General features: G+C 64.9%; 15 protein-coding genes. 9 read left to right on the top strand and 6 right to left on the bottom strand.

The features are described from left to right. Positions 1-21: 21 nt before the first annotated feature. Positions 22-972 (bottom strand): thioredoxin-disulfide reductase, encoded by a 951-nt coding sequence (gene trxB / locus ACUTAF_RS10635; RefSeq protein ID WP_445579922.1) that lies wholly within the window; start codon positions 970-972, stop codon positions 22-24. Positions 973-1,176: 204 nt separating this feature from the next. Between trxB and ftsK the strand changes: the two genes are divergently transcribed. From ftsK to cysG, 6 genes are all read left to right on the top strand, one after another. Beyond that, on the top strand, positions 1,177-3,585 hold the full coding sequence (gene ftsK, locus ACUTAF_RS10630; RefSeq protein WP_445579921.1) for a DNA translocase FtsK: 2,409 nt from the start codon (positions 1,177-1,179) through the stop codon (positions 3,583-3,585). A gap of 257 nt (positions 3,586-3,842) precedes the next feature. After that, complete coding sequence (gene lolA / locus ACUTAF_RS10625; protein ID WP_445579920.1) at positions 3,843-4,469, top strand: outer membrane lipoprotein periplasmic chaperone LolA; 627 nt, start codon at positions 3,843-3,845, stop codon at positions 4,467-4,469. A gap of 3 nt (positions 4,470-4,472) precedes the next feature. Then, complete coding sequence (locus ACUTAF_RS10620; protein ID WP_445579919.1) at positions 4,473-5,798, top strand: replication-associated recombination protein A; 1,326 nt, start codon at positions 4,473-4,475, stop codon at positions 5,796-5,798. Further along, complete coding sequence (crcB, locus tag ACUTAF_RS10615; RefSeq protein WP_445579918.1) at positions 5,795-6,175, top strand: fluoride efflux transporter CrcB; 381 nt, start codon at positions 5,795-5,797, stop codon at positions 6,173-6,175. Before ACUTAF_RS10620 ends, crcB begins: the two co-directional genes overlap by 4 nt. Before the next feature lie 79 nt (positions 6,176-6,254). Next, positions 6,255-7,535, top strand: a complete 1,281-nt coding sequence (gene serS / locus ACUTAF_RS10610) for a serine--tRNA ligase (RefSeq protein WP_445579917.1) — start codon at positions 6,255-6,257, stop codon at positions 7,533-7,535. A gap of 157 nt (positions 7,536-7,692) precedes the next feature. Next, positions 7,693-9,081, top strand: coding sequence for a siroheme synthase CysG (cysG, locus tag ACUTAF_RS10605; RefSeq protein ID WP_445579916.1), 1,389 nt, complete (start codon positions 7,693-7,695; stop codon positions 9,079-9,081). Positions 9,082-9,155: 74 nt separating this feature from the next. Here the strand turns inward: cysG and ACUTAF_RS10600 are convergent, their stop codons facing one another. From ACUTAF_RS10600 to ACUTAF_RS10585, 4 genes are all read right to left on the bottom strand, one after another. Then, positions 9,156-9,923 carry an SDR family oxidoreductase gene (locus ACUTAF_RS10600; RefSeq protein ID WP_445579915.1) on the bottom strand — a complete coding sequence of 256 codons (768 nt, stop codon included), beginning with the start codon at positions 9,921-9,923 and terminating at the stop codon, positions 9,156-9,158. A gap of 16 nt (positions 9,924-9,939) precedes the next feature. Further along, on the bottom strand, positions 9,940-11,007 hold the full coding sequence (locus ACUTAF_RS10595) for a phosphotransferase family protein (RefSeq protein ID WP_445579914.1): 1,068 nt from the start codon (positions 11,005-11,007) through the stop codon (positions 9,940-9,942). 258 nt (positions 11,008-11,265) lie between these two features. Continuing rightward, a complete protein-coding gene (locus ACUTAF_RS10590; protein ID WP_003239871.1) occupies positions 11,266-11,577 on the bottom strand; it encodes an SCP2 sterol-binding domain-containing protein in 312 nt (103 codons plus the stop codon). A gap of 57 nt (positions 11,578-11,634) precedes the next feature. After that, complete coding sequence (locus ACUTAF_RS10585; protein WP_445579913.1) at positions 11,635-12,333, bottom strand: histidine phosphatase family protein; 699 nt, start codon at positions 12,331-12,333, stop codon at positions 11,635-11,637. Positions 12,334-12,532: 199 nt separating this feature from the next. Between ACUTAF_RS10585 and sohB the strand changes: the two genes are divergently transcribed. Both sohB and ACUTAF_RS10575 read left to right on the top strand, forming a co-directional pair. Beyond that, on the top strand, positions 12,533-13,552 hold the full coding sequence (sohB, locus tag ACUTAF_RS10580) for a protease SohB (RefSeq protein WP_445579912.1): 1,020 nt from the start codon (positions 12,533-12,535) through the stop codon (positions 13,550-13,552). 121 nt (positions 13,553-13,673) lie between these two features. Further along, positions 13,674-14,663, top strand: a complete 990-nt coding sequence (locus ACUTAF_RS10575; RefSeq protein WP_445579911.1) for a YhdH/YhfP family quinone oxidoreductase — start codon at positions 13,674-13,676, stop codon at positions 14,661-14,663. Between the two features lie 201 nt (positions 14,664-14,864). On the opposite strand, the gene ACUTAF_RS10570 is transcribed toward ACUTAF_RS10575, so the two are convergent. Beyond that, a complete protein-coding gene (locus ACUTAF_RS10570) occupies positions 14,865-15,302 on the bottom strand; it encodes a hotdog fold domain-containing protein (protein WP_445579910.1) in 438 nt (145 codons plus the stop codon). A gap of 103 nt (positions 15,303-15,405) precedes the next feature. Here ACUTAF_RS10570 and ACUTAF_RS10565 point away from each other — a divergent pair, with 103 nt between their 5' ends. After that, positions 15,406-15,990 carry a TetR/AcrR family transcriptional regulator gene (locus tag ACUTAF_RS10565; protein ID WP_445579909.1) on the top strand — a complete coding sequence of 195 codons (585 nt, stop codon included), beginning with the start codon at positions 15,406-15,408 and terminating at the stop codon, positions 15,988-15,990. Positions 15,991-16,048 lie beyond the last annotated feature (58 nt).

Genomic DNA, 16,048 nt, shown 5'->3' with positions numbered 1-16,048 from the left:
GGTGTGGCTCGCCCGGGCGCATCAGTTGCTGTCGAGGAACTTTTCGACGTCCAGGGCCGCCATGCAGCCGGCACCGGCGGAGGTGATGGCCTGACGATAGACGTGATCGGCGACGTCGCCGGCGGCGAACACGCCCTCGATGCTGGTCGCGGTGGCGTTGCCTTCACTGCCGCCTTTGATCAACAGATAGCCGTCGCGCATCTCCAGCTGGCCGGTGAACAGTTCGGTGTTGGGCTTGTGGCCGATGGCGATGAACACGCCGGCCAGCGGCAGTTCCTTGGTCGCGCCGTTTTCGGTGCTCTTCAGGCGCACGCCGGTGACTCCGGTCTGGTCGCCCAGCACCTCGTCGAGGGTGTGGTTCCAGTGCAGCTTGATATTGCCGTTGGCAGCCTTGTCGAACAGCTTGTCCTGCAGGATCTTCTCGGAGCGCAGCTTGTCACGGCGATGGATCAGGTGGACTTCCTTGGCGATGTTGGACAGGTACAGCGCCTCTTCCACGGCGGTGTTACCGCCACCGACCACCGCCACCACCTGGTTGCGATAGAAGAAGCCGTCGCAGGTGGCGCAGGCCGATACGCCCTTGCCGGAGAAGGCTTCTTCGGAGGGCAGGCCGAGATACTGGGCGCTGGCGCCGGTGGCGATGATCAGCGCGTCGCAGCTATAGATGCCGCTGTCGCCCTTGAGCACGAAGGGACGGCTTTGCAACTCCGCGGTGTGGATGTGGTCGTAGATGATCTCGGTGTCGAAGCGCTCGGCATGCTTCTGCATGCGCTCCATCAATGCCGGGCCGGTCAGACCTTCGACGTCGCCTGGCCAGTTGTCCACTTCGGTGGTGGTGGTGAGCTGGCCGCCTGGCTGGATGCCGGTGATCACCACGGGCTTGAGGTTGGCACGAGCGGCGTAGACGGCCGCGCTATAACCGGCAGGACCCGAACCCAGGATGATCAGGCGTGAATGCTTGACTTCGCTCATAAAAAAACCCCATAAGCCTTTGTCACAAAAGAGAATGCGTGCTCCAATTGAGCCGCATGGAAGCTGCTGCCGGCTATGCTACACCGAAGCAGGGCGAGTGCGGGAGCTTGGCGATCGGCCTGCGCTGGCGACGCAGCGGGGGCTGATCCTACAATACCCGCTTGTGCGGTTAACCATTAGAAGGACGCGCCAGGGGCGCAGGAAATGGCTGTTTTGAAGAATTCCACCACCCAGATTCCGGACTGGCGGCAGAAGCTTCAGTATCGACTGAAGGAGGGTGCATTGATCGCCCTGGCGGCGCTGTGCCTGTATCTGCTGATGACGCTGCTGACCTATAACGTCGCCGATCCGGCCTGGGACAACAGCGTGCAGGTCGAGCGCATCCTCAACGCCGGCGGCAGCATCGGCGCCTGGCTGTCCAGCGCGCTGTTCGGCGCCTTGGGTTATTTCGCTTACATCTTCCCGCTGCTGTTGGGCGTCAAGACCTGGCAGGTGTTTCGCACGCGCAATCAGCCGTGGCATTGGAACGGCTGGCTGTTTTCCTGGCATAGCATCGGTCTGGTAGTCCTGATTCTTTCCGGCGCCGCGCTGGGCGACATTCATTTCAATGCCGCTGCCGGTATGCAGGGCTCAGGTGGCGGCATGCTCGGCGCCAGCCTCGGCGATCTGGCGGTGCACGCGCTGAACGTGCAGGGCAGCACCTTGCTGTTCCTGGCGCTGTTCCTGTTCGGCCTGACCGTGTTCACCGACCTGTCCTGGTTCCGCGTGATGGACCTGACCGGCAAGATCACCCTGGATCTGATCGAGTTGATCAACGGCGCCATCACCGGCTGGTGGACCGCGCGCAGCGAGCGCAAGCAGATGAAGATCCAACTGCGCGAGTTGGACGAGCGGGTCACCGAGGTGGCCGCGCCGGTGGTCGCGGATCGCCGCGAGCAGGCCAGGGTCAAGGAGCGCCTGCTCGAGCGCGAAGAGTCGCTGAGCAAGCATATGAGCGAGCGCGAAAGGCGTCCGCTCCCGACGATCACGCCGCCGCCGCCACCCAAGGCTGCCGAACCGAGCAAGCGGGTGCTCAAGGAGAAACAGGCGCCACTGTTCGTCGATACCGCCATCGAAGGCAGTCTGCCGCCGATTTCCATCCTCGACGTGGCCGAGAAGAAGCAAAAGCAGTTTTCGCCCGAGTCTCTGGAGGCCATGTCGCGCCTGCTGGAGATCAAGCTCAAGGAGTTCGGCGTCGACGTGGTGGTCGAGTCCGTGCATCCCGGCCCGGTGATCACCCGTTTCGAGATCCAGCCTGCCGCAGGCGTCAAGGTCAGCCGGATCTCCAACTTGGCCAAGGACCTGGCGCGCTCAATGGCCATGGTCAGCGTGCGGGTGGTCGAGGTGATTCCCGGCAAGACCACCGTGGGCATCGAGGTGCCCAACGAAGATCGACAGATCGTGCGCTTCTCCGAGGTGCTGTCGTCGTCCGAATATGACGATGCCAGATCGCCGGTCACTCTGGCGCTGGGCCACGATATCGGCGGGCGCCCGGTGATAGCCGATCTGGCCAAGATGCCGCACCTGCTGGTGGCCGGTACCACCGGTTCCGGCAAGTCGGTGGGCGTCAACGCGATGATCCTGTCGGTCCTGTTCAAGTCCACGCCGGAAGAGGCGCGGATGATCATGATCGATCCGAAGATGCTCGAGCTGTCGATCTACGAAGGCATTCCGCATCTGCTCTGCCCGGTAGTGACCGACATGAAGGAAGCGGCCAACGCGTTGCGCTGGTCGGTCGCCGAGATGGAGCGTCGCTACAAGCTGATGGCGGCCATGGGGGTGCGCAACCTGGCGGGCTTCAACCGCAAGGTCAAGGACGCCATCGAGGCCGGCACACCGCTCAGCGACCCGTTATACCGCCGTGAGAGCATGGAGGACGAGGCGCCGCTGCTCAAGCCGCTGCCGACCATAGTCGTGGTGGTGGACGAATTCGCCGACATGATGATGATCGTCGGCAAGAAGGTCGAAGAGCTGATCGCTCGTATCGCGCAGAAGGCGCGTGCCGCCGGCATCCACCTGATCCTCGCCACCCAGCGCCCGTCGGTGGACGTGATCACCGGCCTGATCAAGGCCAACATCCCGACCCGCATGGCTTTCCAGGTCTCGAGCAAGATCGACTCGCGTACCATCCTCGACCAGGGTGGCGCCGAGCAGCTGCTTGGCCACGGTGACATGCTCTACCTGCCGCCGGGCACCGGCCTGCCGATTCGCGTGCATGGCGCCTTCGTTTCCGACGAGGAGGTGCATCGCGTGGTAGAGGCCTGGAAGCAGCGCGGCGCGCCGGATTACATCGAGGACATCCTCGCCGGTGTCGAGGAGAGCGGCAGCGGCTTCGAAGGTGGCGGTGGCGGCGAAGGCGGCGAGGGCAGCGAGGAGGACCCGCTGTACGACGAGGCCGTCAACTTCGTCCTGGAAAGCCGCCGCGCCTCCATTTCCGCGGTGCAGCGCAAGCTGAAAATCGGCTACAACCGCGCCGCACGGATGATCGAGGCGATGGAGATGGCCGGCGTGGTCAGTTCAATGAATACCAACGGCTCGCGCGAGGTGATCGCGCCGGGGCCGTCGCGCGACTGAGAGCTTGTGAATAAATCTACTGCGCTCGGCATCTCGCGCTTCGGCGGTGCTCGCAATGCTCATGTATTTCAATACACTCCGCTTGCTGCCCTCCGGCGAAACACGACCTGCCTTCGCTCGCCACGATTTCTTCACAACCTCTGAGCGTGGTGGTCATGGACGAAGTGGCGGGTTCGCGGTCTACAAGATTATGGTGGCCCACGCGGCGGCCGAGCAATGCGGGGCGTGGACGCCTCGCCATCCTTCAAGGGGTTTATATGCGTGTTATTCGCCTGCTGATGCTGGCTGCTCTGAGTTTTACCCTGCTGACCGCCCAGGCCGATGAAGAGGCGGCCACCCAGCGCCTGACCGAACTGCTCAGCCAGGCGCAGACCCTCAGTGCGCGCTTCTCCCAACTGACCCTCGACGCCAGCGGCACCCAGCTGCAGGAAACCGCCGGGCAGCTGGTGCTCAAGCGCCCAGGGCTGTTCCGCTGGCACACCGACGAGCCGATGGAGCAACTGTTGGTGTCCAACGGCCAGAAGGTCTGGCTGTACGATCCGGACCTGGAGCAGGTGACCATCCAGAGCCTCGACCAGCGCCTGACCCATACCCCTGCGCTGCTGCTCTCCGGCGACGTGTCGCAGATTCGCGAGAATTTCGAGATCGACTACAAGGAAGGCGGCAGCGTGGTCGACTTCATCCTCAAGCCCAGGGCCAAGGACAGCCTGTTCGACAGCCTGCGCCTGTCGTTCCGCAACCGCGTGCTCAACGACATGCAGCTGATCGACAGCATCGGCCAGCGCACCAACATCCTGTTCCTCAGCGTGAAGATGAACGAGCCGGTCGAAGACAGCCTGTTCAGCTTCGACATTCCGCAAGGGGCGGACGTCATCCAGGAGTAAGGCGTGGATCTGTTCGCTCGCCAACCCGTCGCGCAGCCCCTGGCTGCGCGTTTGCGCGCTACCAGCCTGGACGAGTACGTCGGCCAGGAGCACGTGCTCGGGCCGGGCAAGCCGCTGCGCGAGGCACTGGAGCAGGGCGTCCTGCATTCGATGATCTTCTGGGGCCCGCCCGGTGTCGGCAAAACCACGCTGGCGCGGTTGCTGGCGAAGGTCACCGATGCGCATTTCGAGACCATTTCCGCGGTGCTCTCCGGGGTCAAGGAGATTCGCCAGGCGGTGGAGGTGGCCCAGCAGCATGCCGCTCAGTATGGCCGGCGCACCATCCTGTTCGTCGACGAAGTGCACCGCTTCAACAAGAGCCAGCAGGATGCCTTCCTCCCCTATGTGGAAGACGGCACGCTGATCTTTATCGGCGCCACCACGGAAAACCCTTCCTTCGAGCTGAACAACGCGCTGCTGTCGCGCGCCCGCGTCTACGTGCTGAAAAGCCTGGACGAGGCGGCGATGCGCAAGCTGGTCAATCGTGCCCTCAGCGACCCGAAAGGCCTCGCCGAACTCCGGCTGAGCCTGCCGGAGGAAAGCTTCCAGATCCTCCTGGCCGCCGCCGACGGTGACGGCCGGCGTTTGCTCAACTTCCTCGAGAACGCCGCCGATCTTGCCGAGGATGGCGGCGAGATCGGTGTCGAACTGCTGCAGAACCTGCTCGGCGACAGCCGCCGGCGCTTCGACAAGGGCGGCGAGGCCTTCTACGATCAGATCTCGGCTCTGCACAAGTCGGTACGCGGCTCCAGTCCGGACGGTGCGCTGTACTGGTACGCGCGCATGCTCGACGGCGGTTGCGACCCGCTGTACATCGCCCGCCGCGTGGTGCGCATGGCCAGCGAGGACATCGGCAACGCCGACCCGCGCGCCCTGACCCTGTGCCTCAACGCCTGGGACGTACAGGAACGCCTGGGTAGTCCCGAAGGCGAGCTGGCGGTGGCCCAGGCCATCGTCTACCTGGCCTGCGCACCGAAGAGCAACGCGGTCTATACGGCGTTCAAGGCGGCCATGCGCGATGCCGCCGAGCAGGGTTCGCAGGAGGTGCCGCTGCACCTGCGCAACGCGCCGACCAAGCTGATGAAGCAGCTCGGCTATGGCGACGAGTACCGCTACGCCCACGGCGAGCCGGAGGCCTATGCCGCCGGCGAGGATTACTTCCCCGAGGCCCTGGAGCCGCGCCAGTACTACGACCCGGTTCCGCGCGGCCTGGAGCTGAAGATTCGCGACAAGCTGCAGCATCTGCGCAAGCTAGACGCCAGCAGCTCGCGGCGGCGGAGAAAACCATGATTCGTGTCGCTCTTGCGGTCGCCGTCGGCGGCGCTACCGGCTCGGTGCTGCGTTTTCTCGCCTCGAGCTGGGTCGCGGCGCACTGGCCGCGGCACTTCTACCTGGGTACCTGCGCGGTGAACCTGCTCGGCTGCCTGCTGATCGGTCTGCTGTCCGGCTTGTTCCTCACCCGCACCGAACTGCCGCTGGAGCTGCGCATGGGGCTGATCACCGGCCTGCTCGGCGGTTTAACCACCTTTTCCTCCTTCAGCCTGGAGCTGCTCAAACTGGTCGAGGGTGGGCGGATCTACGAGGCCGCCGGCTATCTGCTGTGCAGCATCCTGGGGGGGCTGCTGGCGGCCTGGGGTGGACTGGCCCTGGCCCGATTGGCGTCATGACCCGCTAAGGCTTTACACTCGGCCTCCCGCGCCGCGCTGGTGGCTACAACTTTATTCGTCGATGTATTGAGACCCGAACATGCTCGATTCCAAACTTGTCCGCACGCAACTCACCGAAATCGCCGAGCGCCTCGCCACGCGAGGCTTCGTCCTCGACGTCGCCCGCTTCGAGGCCCTGGAGAGTCAGCGCAAGTCGGTGCAGGTGCGCACCGAGCAACTGCAGGCCGAGCGTAACAGCCGTTCTAAGGCCATCGGCCAGGCCAAGGCGCGCGGCGAGGACATCGCGCCGCTGCTGGCCGAAGTAGACCAGCTGGGCAGCGGCCTGGAAGCGGGCAAGCGTGAACTCGATGCCATCCAGAACGAGCTGGACAACCTGCTGCTGAACATTCCCAACCTGCCGCACGAGTCGGTGCCGGTCGGCGAAGACGAGGACGGCAACGTCGAAGTATCGCGCTGGGGCACCCCGCGCAGCTTCGATTTCGCGGTCAAGGACCACGTCGCCCTCGGCGAGCAGCACGGCTGGCTGGATTTCGAGACCGCCGCCAAGCTCTCCGGCGCCCGTTTCGCCCTGCTGCGCGGCCCCATCGCCCGTCTGCACCGCGCCCTGGCGCAGTTCATGATCAACCTGCATACCGGCGAGCACGGCTACGAGGAGGCCTACACCCCGTACCTGGTGCAGGCCCCGGCCCTGCAGGGCACCGGCCAGCTGCCGAAGTTCGAGGAAGACCTGTTCAAGATCGCCCGCGAAGGCGAGGCCGACTTCTACCTGATCCCCACCGCCGAGGTGTCGCTGACCAACATCGTCGCCGGCGATATTCTCGACGCCAAGCAGCTGCCGCTGAAGTTCGTCGCCCACACCCCGTGCTTCCGCAGCGAGGCCGGCGCCTCCGGTCGCGATACTCGCGGCATGATCCGTCAGCACCAGTTCGACAAGGTCGAGATGGTGCAGATCGTCGAGCCGTCCAAGTCCTTCGAGGCGCTGGAAGGCATGACCGCCAACGCCGAGCGCGTGCTGCAACTGCTCGAGCTGCCGTACCGCAAGCTGGCGCTGTGCACCGGCGACATGGGCTTTTCCGCGGTGAAGACCTACGACTTGGAAGTCTGGGTGCCGAGCCAGGACAAGTACCGCGAGATTTCCTCCTGTTCCAACTGTGGCGACTTCCAGGCACGCCGCATGCAGGCACGCTATCGCAACCCGGAAACCGGCAAGCCGGAGCTGGTGCACACCCTCAATGGTTCCGGCCTGGCGGTGGGCCGCACCCTGGTGGCGGTGCTGGAGAACTACCAGCAGGCCGACGGCAGCATCCGCGTGCCCGAGGTGCTCAAGCCCTATATGGGCGGTATCGAGGTGATCGGCTAAGCCGGTGCGAAAAACGGGGCGGCGCGGCCGCCCCGTTTTCAGGCGGCACGTCTGACGATGGTCGCCGCGCGTAGGGTGCGCTGTGCGCACCAAGGCCTTCCACCGTAGGTCGGTGCACGCGGCGCACCCTACGGATGACCTCCTGCGAGGCTGATTTATGCAATTCCTTCCGCTGTTCCACAAACTGCAGGGTCGTGTCGTGCTGGTCGTTGGCGGCGGCGAGGTGGCGTTGCGCAAGGCGCGTCTGCTGAGCGATGCCGGCGGGCAGCTGCGCGTGGTGGCGCCGGAGGTTCGCGGCGAGCTGTGCGAGCTGGCCGGCGAGGGTGGCGTGCATCTGCGTGGCTATGAGACGGTCGACCTGCAGGGCGTGGCGCTGGTGATTGCCGCCACCGATGACGAGCCGCTCAATGCCCGCATCTCGGCCGAGGCCCAGGCGCTGGGGATTCCGGTCAATGTGGTGGACGCGCCGACACTGTGCAGCGTGATCTTCCCGGCCATCGTCGACCGCTCGCCGCTGATCGTCGCGGTCAGCAGCGGCGGTGACGCGCCGGTGCTGGCGCGGCTGATCCGCGCCAAGATCGAGACCTGGATTCCGGCCACCTACGGCCAGCTGGCCAACCTGGGCAAGCGCTTTCGCGAGCGGGTCAAGCAGCTGTTCCCCGATGTGCAGCAGCGCCGGGTGTTCTGGGAGGACGTATTCCAGGGCCAGGTGGCCGAAAGCGTGTTCGCCGGCAAGCCGGAGGAGGGCGAGCGTCTGCTCGAAGCGCGTCTGGCTGGCGCCGCGCCGCGGGCGCTGGGCGAGGTGTACCTGGTCGGCGCCGGCCCTGGCGATCCCGACCTGCTGACCTTCCGCGCCCTGCGCCTGATGCAGCAGGCCGATGTGGTGCTCTACGACCGCCTGGTGGCGCCGGCGATCATCGAGCTGTGCCGCCGCGACGCCGAGCGCATCTACGTCGGCAAGCGTCGCGCCGACCACGCCGTGCCGCAGGAGCAGATCAACCAGCTGCTGATCGACCTGGCCCGCCAGGGCAGGCGGGTGCTGCGCCTGAAGGGCGGCGATCCCTTCATCTTCGGCCGCGGCGGCGAGGAGATCGAGCAGCTGGCCGCCGAGGGCATTCCCTTCCAGGTGGTGCCGGGTATCACCGCCGCCTCCGGCTGCGCGGCCTACGCCGGCATCCCGCTGACCCATCGCGACCATGCGCAGTCGGTGCGCTTCGTCACCGGCCACCTCAAGGACGGCAGCAGCGACCTGGCCTGGCAGGATCTGGTGGCGCCCAACCAGACCCTGGTGTTCTACATGGGGCTGGTGGGGCTGGCCGGCATCTGCGAGCAACTGATCGCCCATGGCCGCGCGCCCACCACCCCGGCGGCGCTGATCCAGCAGGGCACCACGCAGAACCAGCGGGTGTTCACCGGCACCCTGGCGAGCCTGCCGCAGCTGGTGGCCGAGCACGAAGTGCATGCGCCGACCCTGGTGATCGTGGGCGAGGTGGTGCAGCTACGCGACAAGCTGGCCTGGTTCGAGGGCGCCCAGGGCGGTGCCTGAGCCTTGGATTTCTCACCATTCAGTCAAACGAAAGGCACCCGAGGGTGCCTTTTGTCTTTCCGCAGCGGGTCTCTTCAGGAGAGGAAGCCGCCGTCGACGTTGAGCGCCACGCCGGTGGTGTAGCTGGACGCTTCGCTGGCCAGGTACAGCACCGCACCGGCCATTTCGCTGGGGTCGGCCACGCGCTTGAGCGGGATGCGCTGCAGCGCCATGTTGAGGATGGCGTCGTTCTTGGTCAGTGCCGAGGCGAACTTGGTGTCGGTCAGGCCCGGCAGCAGGGCGTTGCAGCGGATGCCGAACTGCGCGCATTCCTTGGCGAAGACCTTGGTCATGCTGATCACCGCGGCCTTGGTCACCGAGTAGATGCCCTGGAACTCGCCAGGGGAAACACCGTTGATCGAGGCGACGTTGATGATCGAGCCGCCGCCGCCCGCCTTCATCAGCTTGCCACCCTCGATGGACATGAAGTAGTAGCCGCGGATGTTCACGTCCACGGTCTTCTGGAAAGCGCCCAGGTCGGTGTCCAGCACGTTGCAGAACTGCGGGTTGGTGGCGGCGTTATTGACCAGGATGTCGAGGCGACCGAACTGTTCCCTGATCTGCGCGAAGACGCTGGCGATCTGCTCCATCTCGCCGATATGGCAGGCGATGGCGGTGGCCTTGCCGCCGTCGGCGATGATGGCGTCGGCCACCGCCTGGCAGCCCTCGAGCTTGCGGCTGGAGACGATCACGTGGGCGCCTTGCTGGGCCAGCAGCTTGGCGATGGCCTCGCCGATGCCGCGGCTGGCGCCGGATACGAAGGCGATCTTGCCGTCGAGGTCGAACAGGTGGGTCTTGGACATTGTGATTACCCCGGGTTTAGAGAGTGGACTTGCCGATGACCTGCAGGCACATCTGCTCCAGCAGCTTGTTCATGTGAATGAACTGGGCGAAGCGTCTGTCCTGGGTCTGGCCGTGATAGAAGCGGTAGTAGATCTGCTGCACGATGCCGGCCAGGCGGAACAGGCCATAGGTGTAGTAGAAGTCGAAGTTGGCGATCTCGATGCCGGCCTGCTGCGCGTAGTAGTCGACGAACTGCTGGCGGGTCAGCATGCCTGGCGCGTTGCTTGGCTGACGGCGCATCAACTGCACCGGTGCCGGGTCGCCGGCCTCGATCCAGTAGGCCAGGGTGTTGCCCAGGTCCATCAGCGGATCGCCGATGGTGGTCATCTCCCAGTCCAGCACGCCGATGATCTGCATCGGGTTGCCCGGGTCGAGGATGACGTTGTCGAAGCGGTAGTCGTTGTGCACGATGCCCGGCTTGTGATGGTCGGCCGGCATCTTGTCGCGCAGCCAGGCCTTGACCGGCTCCCAGGTCGGCGCATCGGGTGTCAGGGCCTTCTCGTAGCGCTCGCTCCAGCCCTTGATCTGGCGCTCGACATAGCCCTCGGGCTTGCCCAGATCACCGAGGCCGCAGGCGTTGTAGTCGACGTTGTGCAGCTCCACCAGCTTGTCGATGAAGCTCTTGCACAGCGCGGTGGTCTGCTCGGGGCTGAAGTTCAGCTCGGCCGGCATGTCCGAGCGCAGGATGATGCCCTTGACCCGCTCCATCACGTAGAACTCGGCGCCGATCACCGACTCGTCGGTGCAATGCACGTAGGCCTTGGGGCAGTAGGGGAAACCGGCGTTGAGCTGGTTGAGGATGCGGTATTCGCGGCCCATGTCGTGGGCCGACTTGGCCTTGTGGCCGAAGGGGGGGCGACGCAGGACGAACTCCTGCTGCGGGTATTCGATCAGGTAGGTCAGGTTCGAGGCGCCACCGGGGAACTGGCTGATCCTGGCTTCGCCGGTCAGGCCGGGAACATGGGCCTTGAGGTAGGCATCGATGGCCGCGGAGTCGAGCTCTTCGCCTGTACGGATGCCGGTGGACTGGTCGGTGAGCGCCATGCTTATCCCTTCTGCTTATGATGGGTGCCCTAGATAATTGGTTAATCTAATGCTGCGCCCGAGCCCTCACAAGCGGTACGCGCCGTTATAGGCGGGCGTGTTGCACCACAATCAAGTTGCCTGATTAGTCTGCCCGGAGACGGCCTTCGTAGGGGTGCTGTGCGCACCACCCGGGACGACGAGTGGAGCGCCCCGTAACCATAAAAAAACCGGAGCCCAAGGACTCCGGTTTCGCGTTGTCACGGTCAGTCAGCAGACTTAGACCGGGAACAGTTCGCCCAGCTTCATCGCCAGCATCATGTCGCCTTCGGCGCGCAGCTTGCCGGCCATGAAGGCCTGCATGCCGTCGGTTTCGCCGCTGGTGATGCCCTTGAGGGTTTCGCTGTCCATGATCAGGGTCACGTTGGCGTTCGGGTTGTCGCCTTGCTCGACGGCGCAGGTGCCGTCCTTGACGATCAGCGCGTAGTTTTCGCCGTCTTCGATGTTGAACTGGAACACCAGATCCAGGCCGGCGGCGGCGCTGGCGTTGAACTTGGATTGCATGGTTTGGACGATGTCAGCAACGCTCATGGTCTTATCCTTTTCTCAGGTTTTTCGCGCAGCCTTGCGGCTACAGTAGGCCGGCACTCATCGATAGGTGATGAGTTCCGGCGCCTTCAGCAGCTGCAGGTGCACATGGCTGTTGAAGGAAGCCAGACTCACCTCGCGTCCGCGGAATTTCAGCTGACTGAGCGAGGTGTTGACGATTTGCCAATTCAGTTCGAAGGCCTTGTCCGCCGGTACGCCGGTGATCAGCCGCAGCAGGGCGGTGATGGTGCCGCCGGAGGTGAATATGGCGATGTTCTGCCTGTTCCTGGCCTGCTCGAGGATACGGGTCAGGCCGCCTTCGACCTGCTGGACATAGTCCTGCCAGCTCTGCAGGCCGGGCTTGTCGTGCTCGCCGGACACCCAGCGGGCGATCAGCTTGGCGAACAGGCGCTGGAACTCGGCGCGATTTTCCGGGCCGTTGCGCAGGATATGCAGGGCTTCGGGCTCCTCGGGCAGCAGATCGGGGAGCAGGGCGCGGATCACCGCGTCGGCATCGAACTCGTTGAAGGCTTCGTCTATATCGAGCGGCGGAACTGCGTTCATGCGTTGCAGCGCGGCGCTGGCGGTATGCTGCTGGCGACGCAGGCTGCCGCTGACGCAGCGGTCGAAGGCGATGCCGAGCTGGCTGAGGTGCTCGCCCAATACTTCGGCCTGGCGCACGCCGAGCGGCGACAGGACATCGTAGTCGTCCGCGCCGAATGAAGCCTGGCCATGTCGAATCAGGTAGATGCTGCCCACGTCCGTCTCGGTCCCGGCCCGTTGAAAGTTCCGCGAGGGTATGAGGAAGCTCGGGGGCTGTCAACGAAAAAACATACGCTTGTTTGAATTGTCGATGCCACCTTCATCGGCCATCGCCGAGGTTGGCCGGAGAGCGCTGGCGCCGGTATGCTTGGGCCTTTGTGCGCCCAGGCGCCGCCGCATTGTCCAAGGGGGATACGTGGAGTTTCTTAGCGAGTACGCCAGCTTTCTGGCGAAAACCCTGACCCTGGTAGTCGCCGTCGTCGTGGGGCTGGCGGCGGTTGCCGCCACGCGCGGCAAGGGTAGACGCAGCAGCGGCCAGCTGCAGGTACAGAAACTCAACGATTTCTACAAGGACCTGCGCGAGCGCCTCGAGCATAGCGTGTTGCACAAGGATCAGCTCAAGGCGGCGCGCAAGGCTGAGGCCAAGGCGGCCAAGCAGGAAAAGAAGCACGCGACCAGCAAGCCGCGAGTGTTCGTGCTGGATTTCGATGGCGATATCAAGGCCTCGGCCACCGATCACCTGCGCCATGAGGTGACCGCACTGCTGTCGATGGCCAAGGCCGAGGACGAGGTGGTGCTGCGCCTGGAAAGCGGCGGCGGCATGGTGCACAGCTACGGCCTGGCCTCGTCGCAGCTGGTGCGCATTCGCGAGGCCGGCATCCCGCTCACCGTCTGCGTCGACAAGGTGGCTGCCAGTGGCGGCTACATGATGGCCTGCATCGGCCAGAAGATTCTCGCCGCGCCCTTCGCCATCCTCGGCTCCATCGGCGTGGTGGCGCAGCTGCCCAACGTGCATCGCCTGCTGAAGAGGCACGACATCGATTTCGAGGTGCTCACCGCCGGTGAGTACAAGCGCACCCTGACCGTGTTCGGCGAGAACACCGACAAGGGCCGGGAGAAGTTCCAGGAGGACCTGGATACCACTCACGAGCTGTTCAAGGGCTTCGTCGCCCGCTATCGCCCGCAGCTGGACATCGATGCCATCGCCACCGGCGAGGTCTGGCTGGGCCTGTCCGCCCAGGAGCGCCTGCTGGTGGACGAGCTCAAGACCAGCGACCAGTACCTGGCCGAGCGCGCCGCGCAGGCCGAGCTGTTCCACCTGCATTTCGCCCACAAGAAGAGCCTGCAGGAGCGGGTTGGTCTCGCCGCCAGCATGGCCCTTGATCGCTTCGTGCTGACCTGGCTGAGCCGGCTCAACCAGCAGCGTTTCTGGTAGGAGCCTGTCCAGGATTTGCTGCGCGTCGGCCCTGTGGCGTTACCAACAGGCTCTAGCTTACGAAATCCTGAATAGACTCTACGCGCCCGGCGCCACCGAACAATGACAAAAGGAGAAGGTGATGACTGAATTCAAGGCCTTGCTGGTCAGTGAAGGCGCCGATGGCAGTTTTCAGCGCCAGGTGGCGGCGCGGCGGGTCGAGGATCTGCCCGCCGGCGAGTTGCTGATCCGCGTGCGCTATTCCTCGCTCAACTACAAGGACGCGCTGTCGGCCAGCGGCAATCGCGGCGTTACCAAGGTCTATCCGCATACGCCGGGAATTGACGCTGCCGGCGTGGTGGAGGCCTCCGACGTCGCCGAGTTCGCCCCCGGCGACGAGGTGATAGTCACCGGCTACGACCTGGGCATGAACACCGCCGGCGGCTTCGGCCAGTACATTCGCGTACCGGCGGCCTGGGCAATCAAGCGTCCGCAGGGTCTATCCCTGCGTGAGGCGATGCTGCTCGGCACCGCCGGCCTGACGGCCGCGCTGTGCGTAGACAAGCTGGAGCAGGCCGGCGTAGCCCCCGAGGCCGGCACTGTGCTGGTTACCGGCGCCACGGGCGGCGTCGGCAGCATCGCCGTGGTGTTGTTGAAGGCGCTGGGCTACCGCGTCGCCGCTGCCACCGGCAAGGCCGAGCAGGGCGAATTTCTCCGCGGCCTGGGCGCCGACGAGATCGTCAGCCGCGAGGAGCTGCAGCAGGGCGTCGAGCGGCCGCTGCTCAAGGAGCGCTGGGCGGCGGCGGTGGACACCGTGGGCGGCGACATCCTGTTCAGTGTGGTCAAGTCCTTGCGTCATAGCGGCAGCGTGGCGTGTTGCGGGCTGACCGCCGGCGTCGGCTTCCAGGCCAGCGTGCTGCCGTTCATCCTGCGCGGAGTCAACCTGCTTGGCGTGGATTCGGTGGAGTTGCCGCTGGTGGTCAAGGCCTCAATGTGGGACAAGCTGTCGCTGCAATGGAAGCTCGATCTCTCGGCGCTGTGCCAGGAAGTCGCTCTGCAAGAGTTGCCGGCGGCCATCGAGCGGATTCTGTCTGGCGGCATGGTCGGTCGCGTGCTGGTGCGGCTGGATTGACTGAACGAGAAGCCCGTCGATGACGGGGGGCGCGCACTTGAGATCGCGTGCGCTTGCTCCCCTCTCCCGTTTACGGGAGAGGGGTTGGGGGAGAGGGCAGCTAATGCCGCGAAACTGTCAGTTCCCCTCTCCCGAGGGGATTGATCGCAGCTGACCGACGTTTAAGTGAACGGCTTTAAGTCGACGACGGGTCTGGTGCGGTCACGCCCGGCTGACGTACATGGTGATTTGTGCGCGAAACACCGGCTTGTCACCGACATAGGCCTGCACCGGCACCTTGATGTCGCCGAGCTGGCTCCAGTCCAGCGCGCTGCCGTCGGCCACGGTGCGGATATCGCCGTCGGCCTTGGCCAGGTACTCCACGCTCATGCCCTTGGGAATCCAGCGGCAGCCGGCCGGGATCGAGGCATCCGTCATGCTGCCGGCCGCCAGCTCGGCGGCGTTGCACAGGGCGATGGCGTGCACGGTGCCGATATGGTTGAGCACCTCGCGACGTTTCGGGAATCTCACCTCGGCATAGCCGGGGCGCAACTCGACCATCTGCGGGGCGATGCTGGCGAAGTAGGGGGCGACCTGGCCGATCAGTGCGCTGAACTGCGCCGGGCCGGCTTGCTGGAACATCTGCAACATCTGACTCATGACTATCTCCTGCGGGTTGCGATTGAAGATGAGCGCGCGCCGGGGCAGTATACGAGTGCTAGAAGATAATTCTAGAAAAATATTCTAATCATCGAGGAGCGGCATGCCCCGTCCATCGCGTAAAGACGAGATTCTCCAGGCCGCGCTGGCCTGCTTCACCGAGCAGGGCATCGATGCCACCACCATCGAAATGATCCGCGACCGTTCGGGCGCCAGCATCGGCAGCCTGTATCACCACTTCGGTAACAAGGAGCGCATCATCGGCGCGCTGTACCTGGCCGGTACGGCGCAATATGCCGAATTGCTGGAGCGCGGCTTCGCCTCGGCGGATAGCGCCGAGGCTTGCGTCAAGCTGCTGGTGACCAGCTACATCGACTGGGTGGAGGCCAACCCGGATTGGGCGCGCTTCATCCTGCATGGTCGCGCTCGGGTCGAGTCGGGGGAAATGGGGGAGGCGCTGCGCGAGGCCAATCGCCTGCACTACGCGCGGATTCTCGCGGCGCTGGCCGAATACCGCCAGCAGGGGGCGTTCAAGGCCATGCCCGACGACTGCTTCGCCGCGCTGGTGATCGGTCCGAGCCAGGACCTGGCGCGCAACTGGCTGGCCGGACGCAGCCAGAGCGAGCTGGGCGCGTGCCGCGAGCTGCTGGCGCAGATCGCCTGGGAGTCGGTGCGGGCGAACCCTTAGGTGGCGCGGGTGCAGCTTTCAGTGCCGTAAACGAACAAGCCCCGCCGGTGGCGGGGCT

It is taken from the genome of Pseudomonas sp. SP16.1 (assembly GCF_052682975.1).
This window is presented reverse-complemented; position numbering and strand designations above follow the sequence as displayed.

Bases quoted from the DNA above. Each gene is read 5' to 3' on its own strand.
- trxB (WP_445579922.1), bottom strand. From the start codon at position 972: ATGAGCGAAGTCAAGCATTCACGCCTGATCATCCTGGGTTCGGGTCCT.
- ftsK (WP_445579921.1), top strand. From the start codon at position 1,177: ATGGCTGTTTTGAAGAATTCCACCACCCAGATTCCGGACTGGCGGCAG.
- lolA (WP_445579920.1), top strand. From the start codon at position 3,843: ATGCGTGTTATTCGCCTGCTGATGCTGGCTGCTCTGAGTTTTACCCTG.
- crcB (WP_445579918.1), top strand. From the start codon at position 5,795: ATGATTCGTGTCGCTCTTGCGGTCGCCGTCGGCGGCGCTACCGGCTCG.
- serS (WP_445579917.1), top strand. From the start codon at position 6,255: ATGCTCGATTCCAAACTTGTCCGCACGCAACTCACCGAAATCGCCGAG.
- cysG (WP_445579916.1), top strand. From the start codon at position 7,693: ATGCAATTCCTTCCGCTGTTCCACAAACTGCAGGGTCGTGTCGTGCTG.
- ACUTAF_RS10600 (WP_445579915.1), bottom strand. From the start codon at position 9,923: ATGTCCAAGACCCACCTGTTCGACCTCGACGGCAAGATCGCCTTCGTA.
- ACUTAF_RS10595 (WP_445579914.1), bottom strand. From the start codon at position 11,007: ATGGCGCTCACCGACCAGTCCACCGGCATCCGTACAGGCGAAGAGCTC.
- ACUTAF_RS10590 (WP_003239871.1), bottom strand. From the start codon at position 11,577: ATGAGCGTTGCTGACATCGTCCAAACCATGCAATCCAAGTTCAACGCC.
- ACUTAF_RS10575 (WP_445579911.1), top strand. From the start codon at position 13,674: ATGACTGAATTCAAGGCCTTGCTGGTCAGTGAAGGCGCCGATGGCAGT.
- ACUTAF_RS10570 (WP_445579910.1), bottom strand. From the start codon at position 15,302: ATGAGTCAGATGTTGCAGATGTTCCAGCAAGCCGGCCCGGCGCAGTTC.
- ACUTAF_RS10565 (WP_445579909.1), top strand. From the start codon at position 15,406: ATGCCCCGTCCATCGCGTAAAGACGAGATTCTCCAGGCCGCGCTGGCC.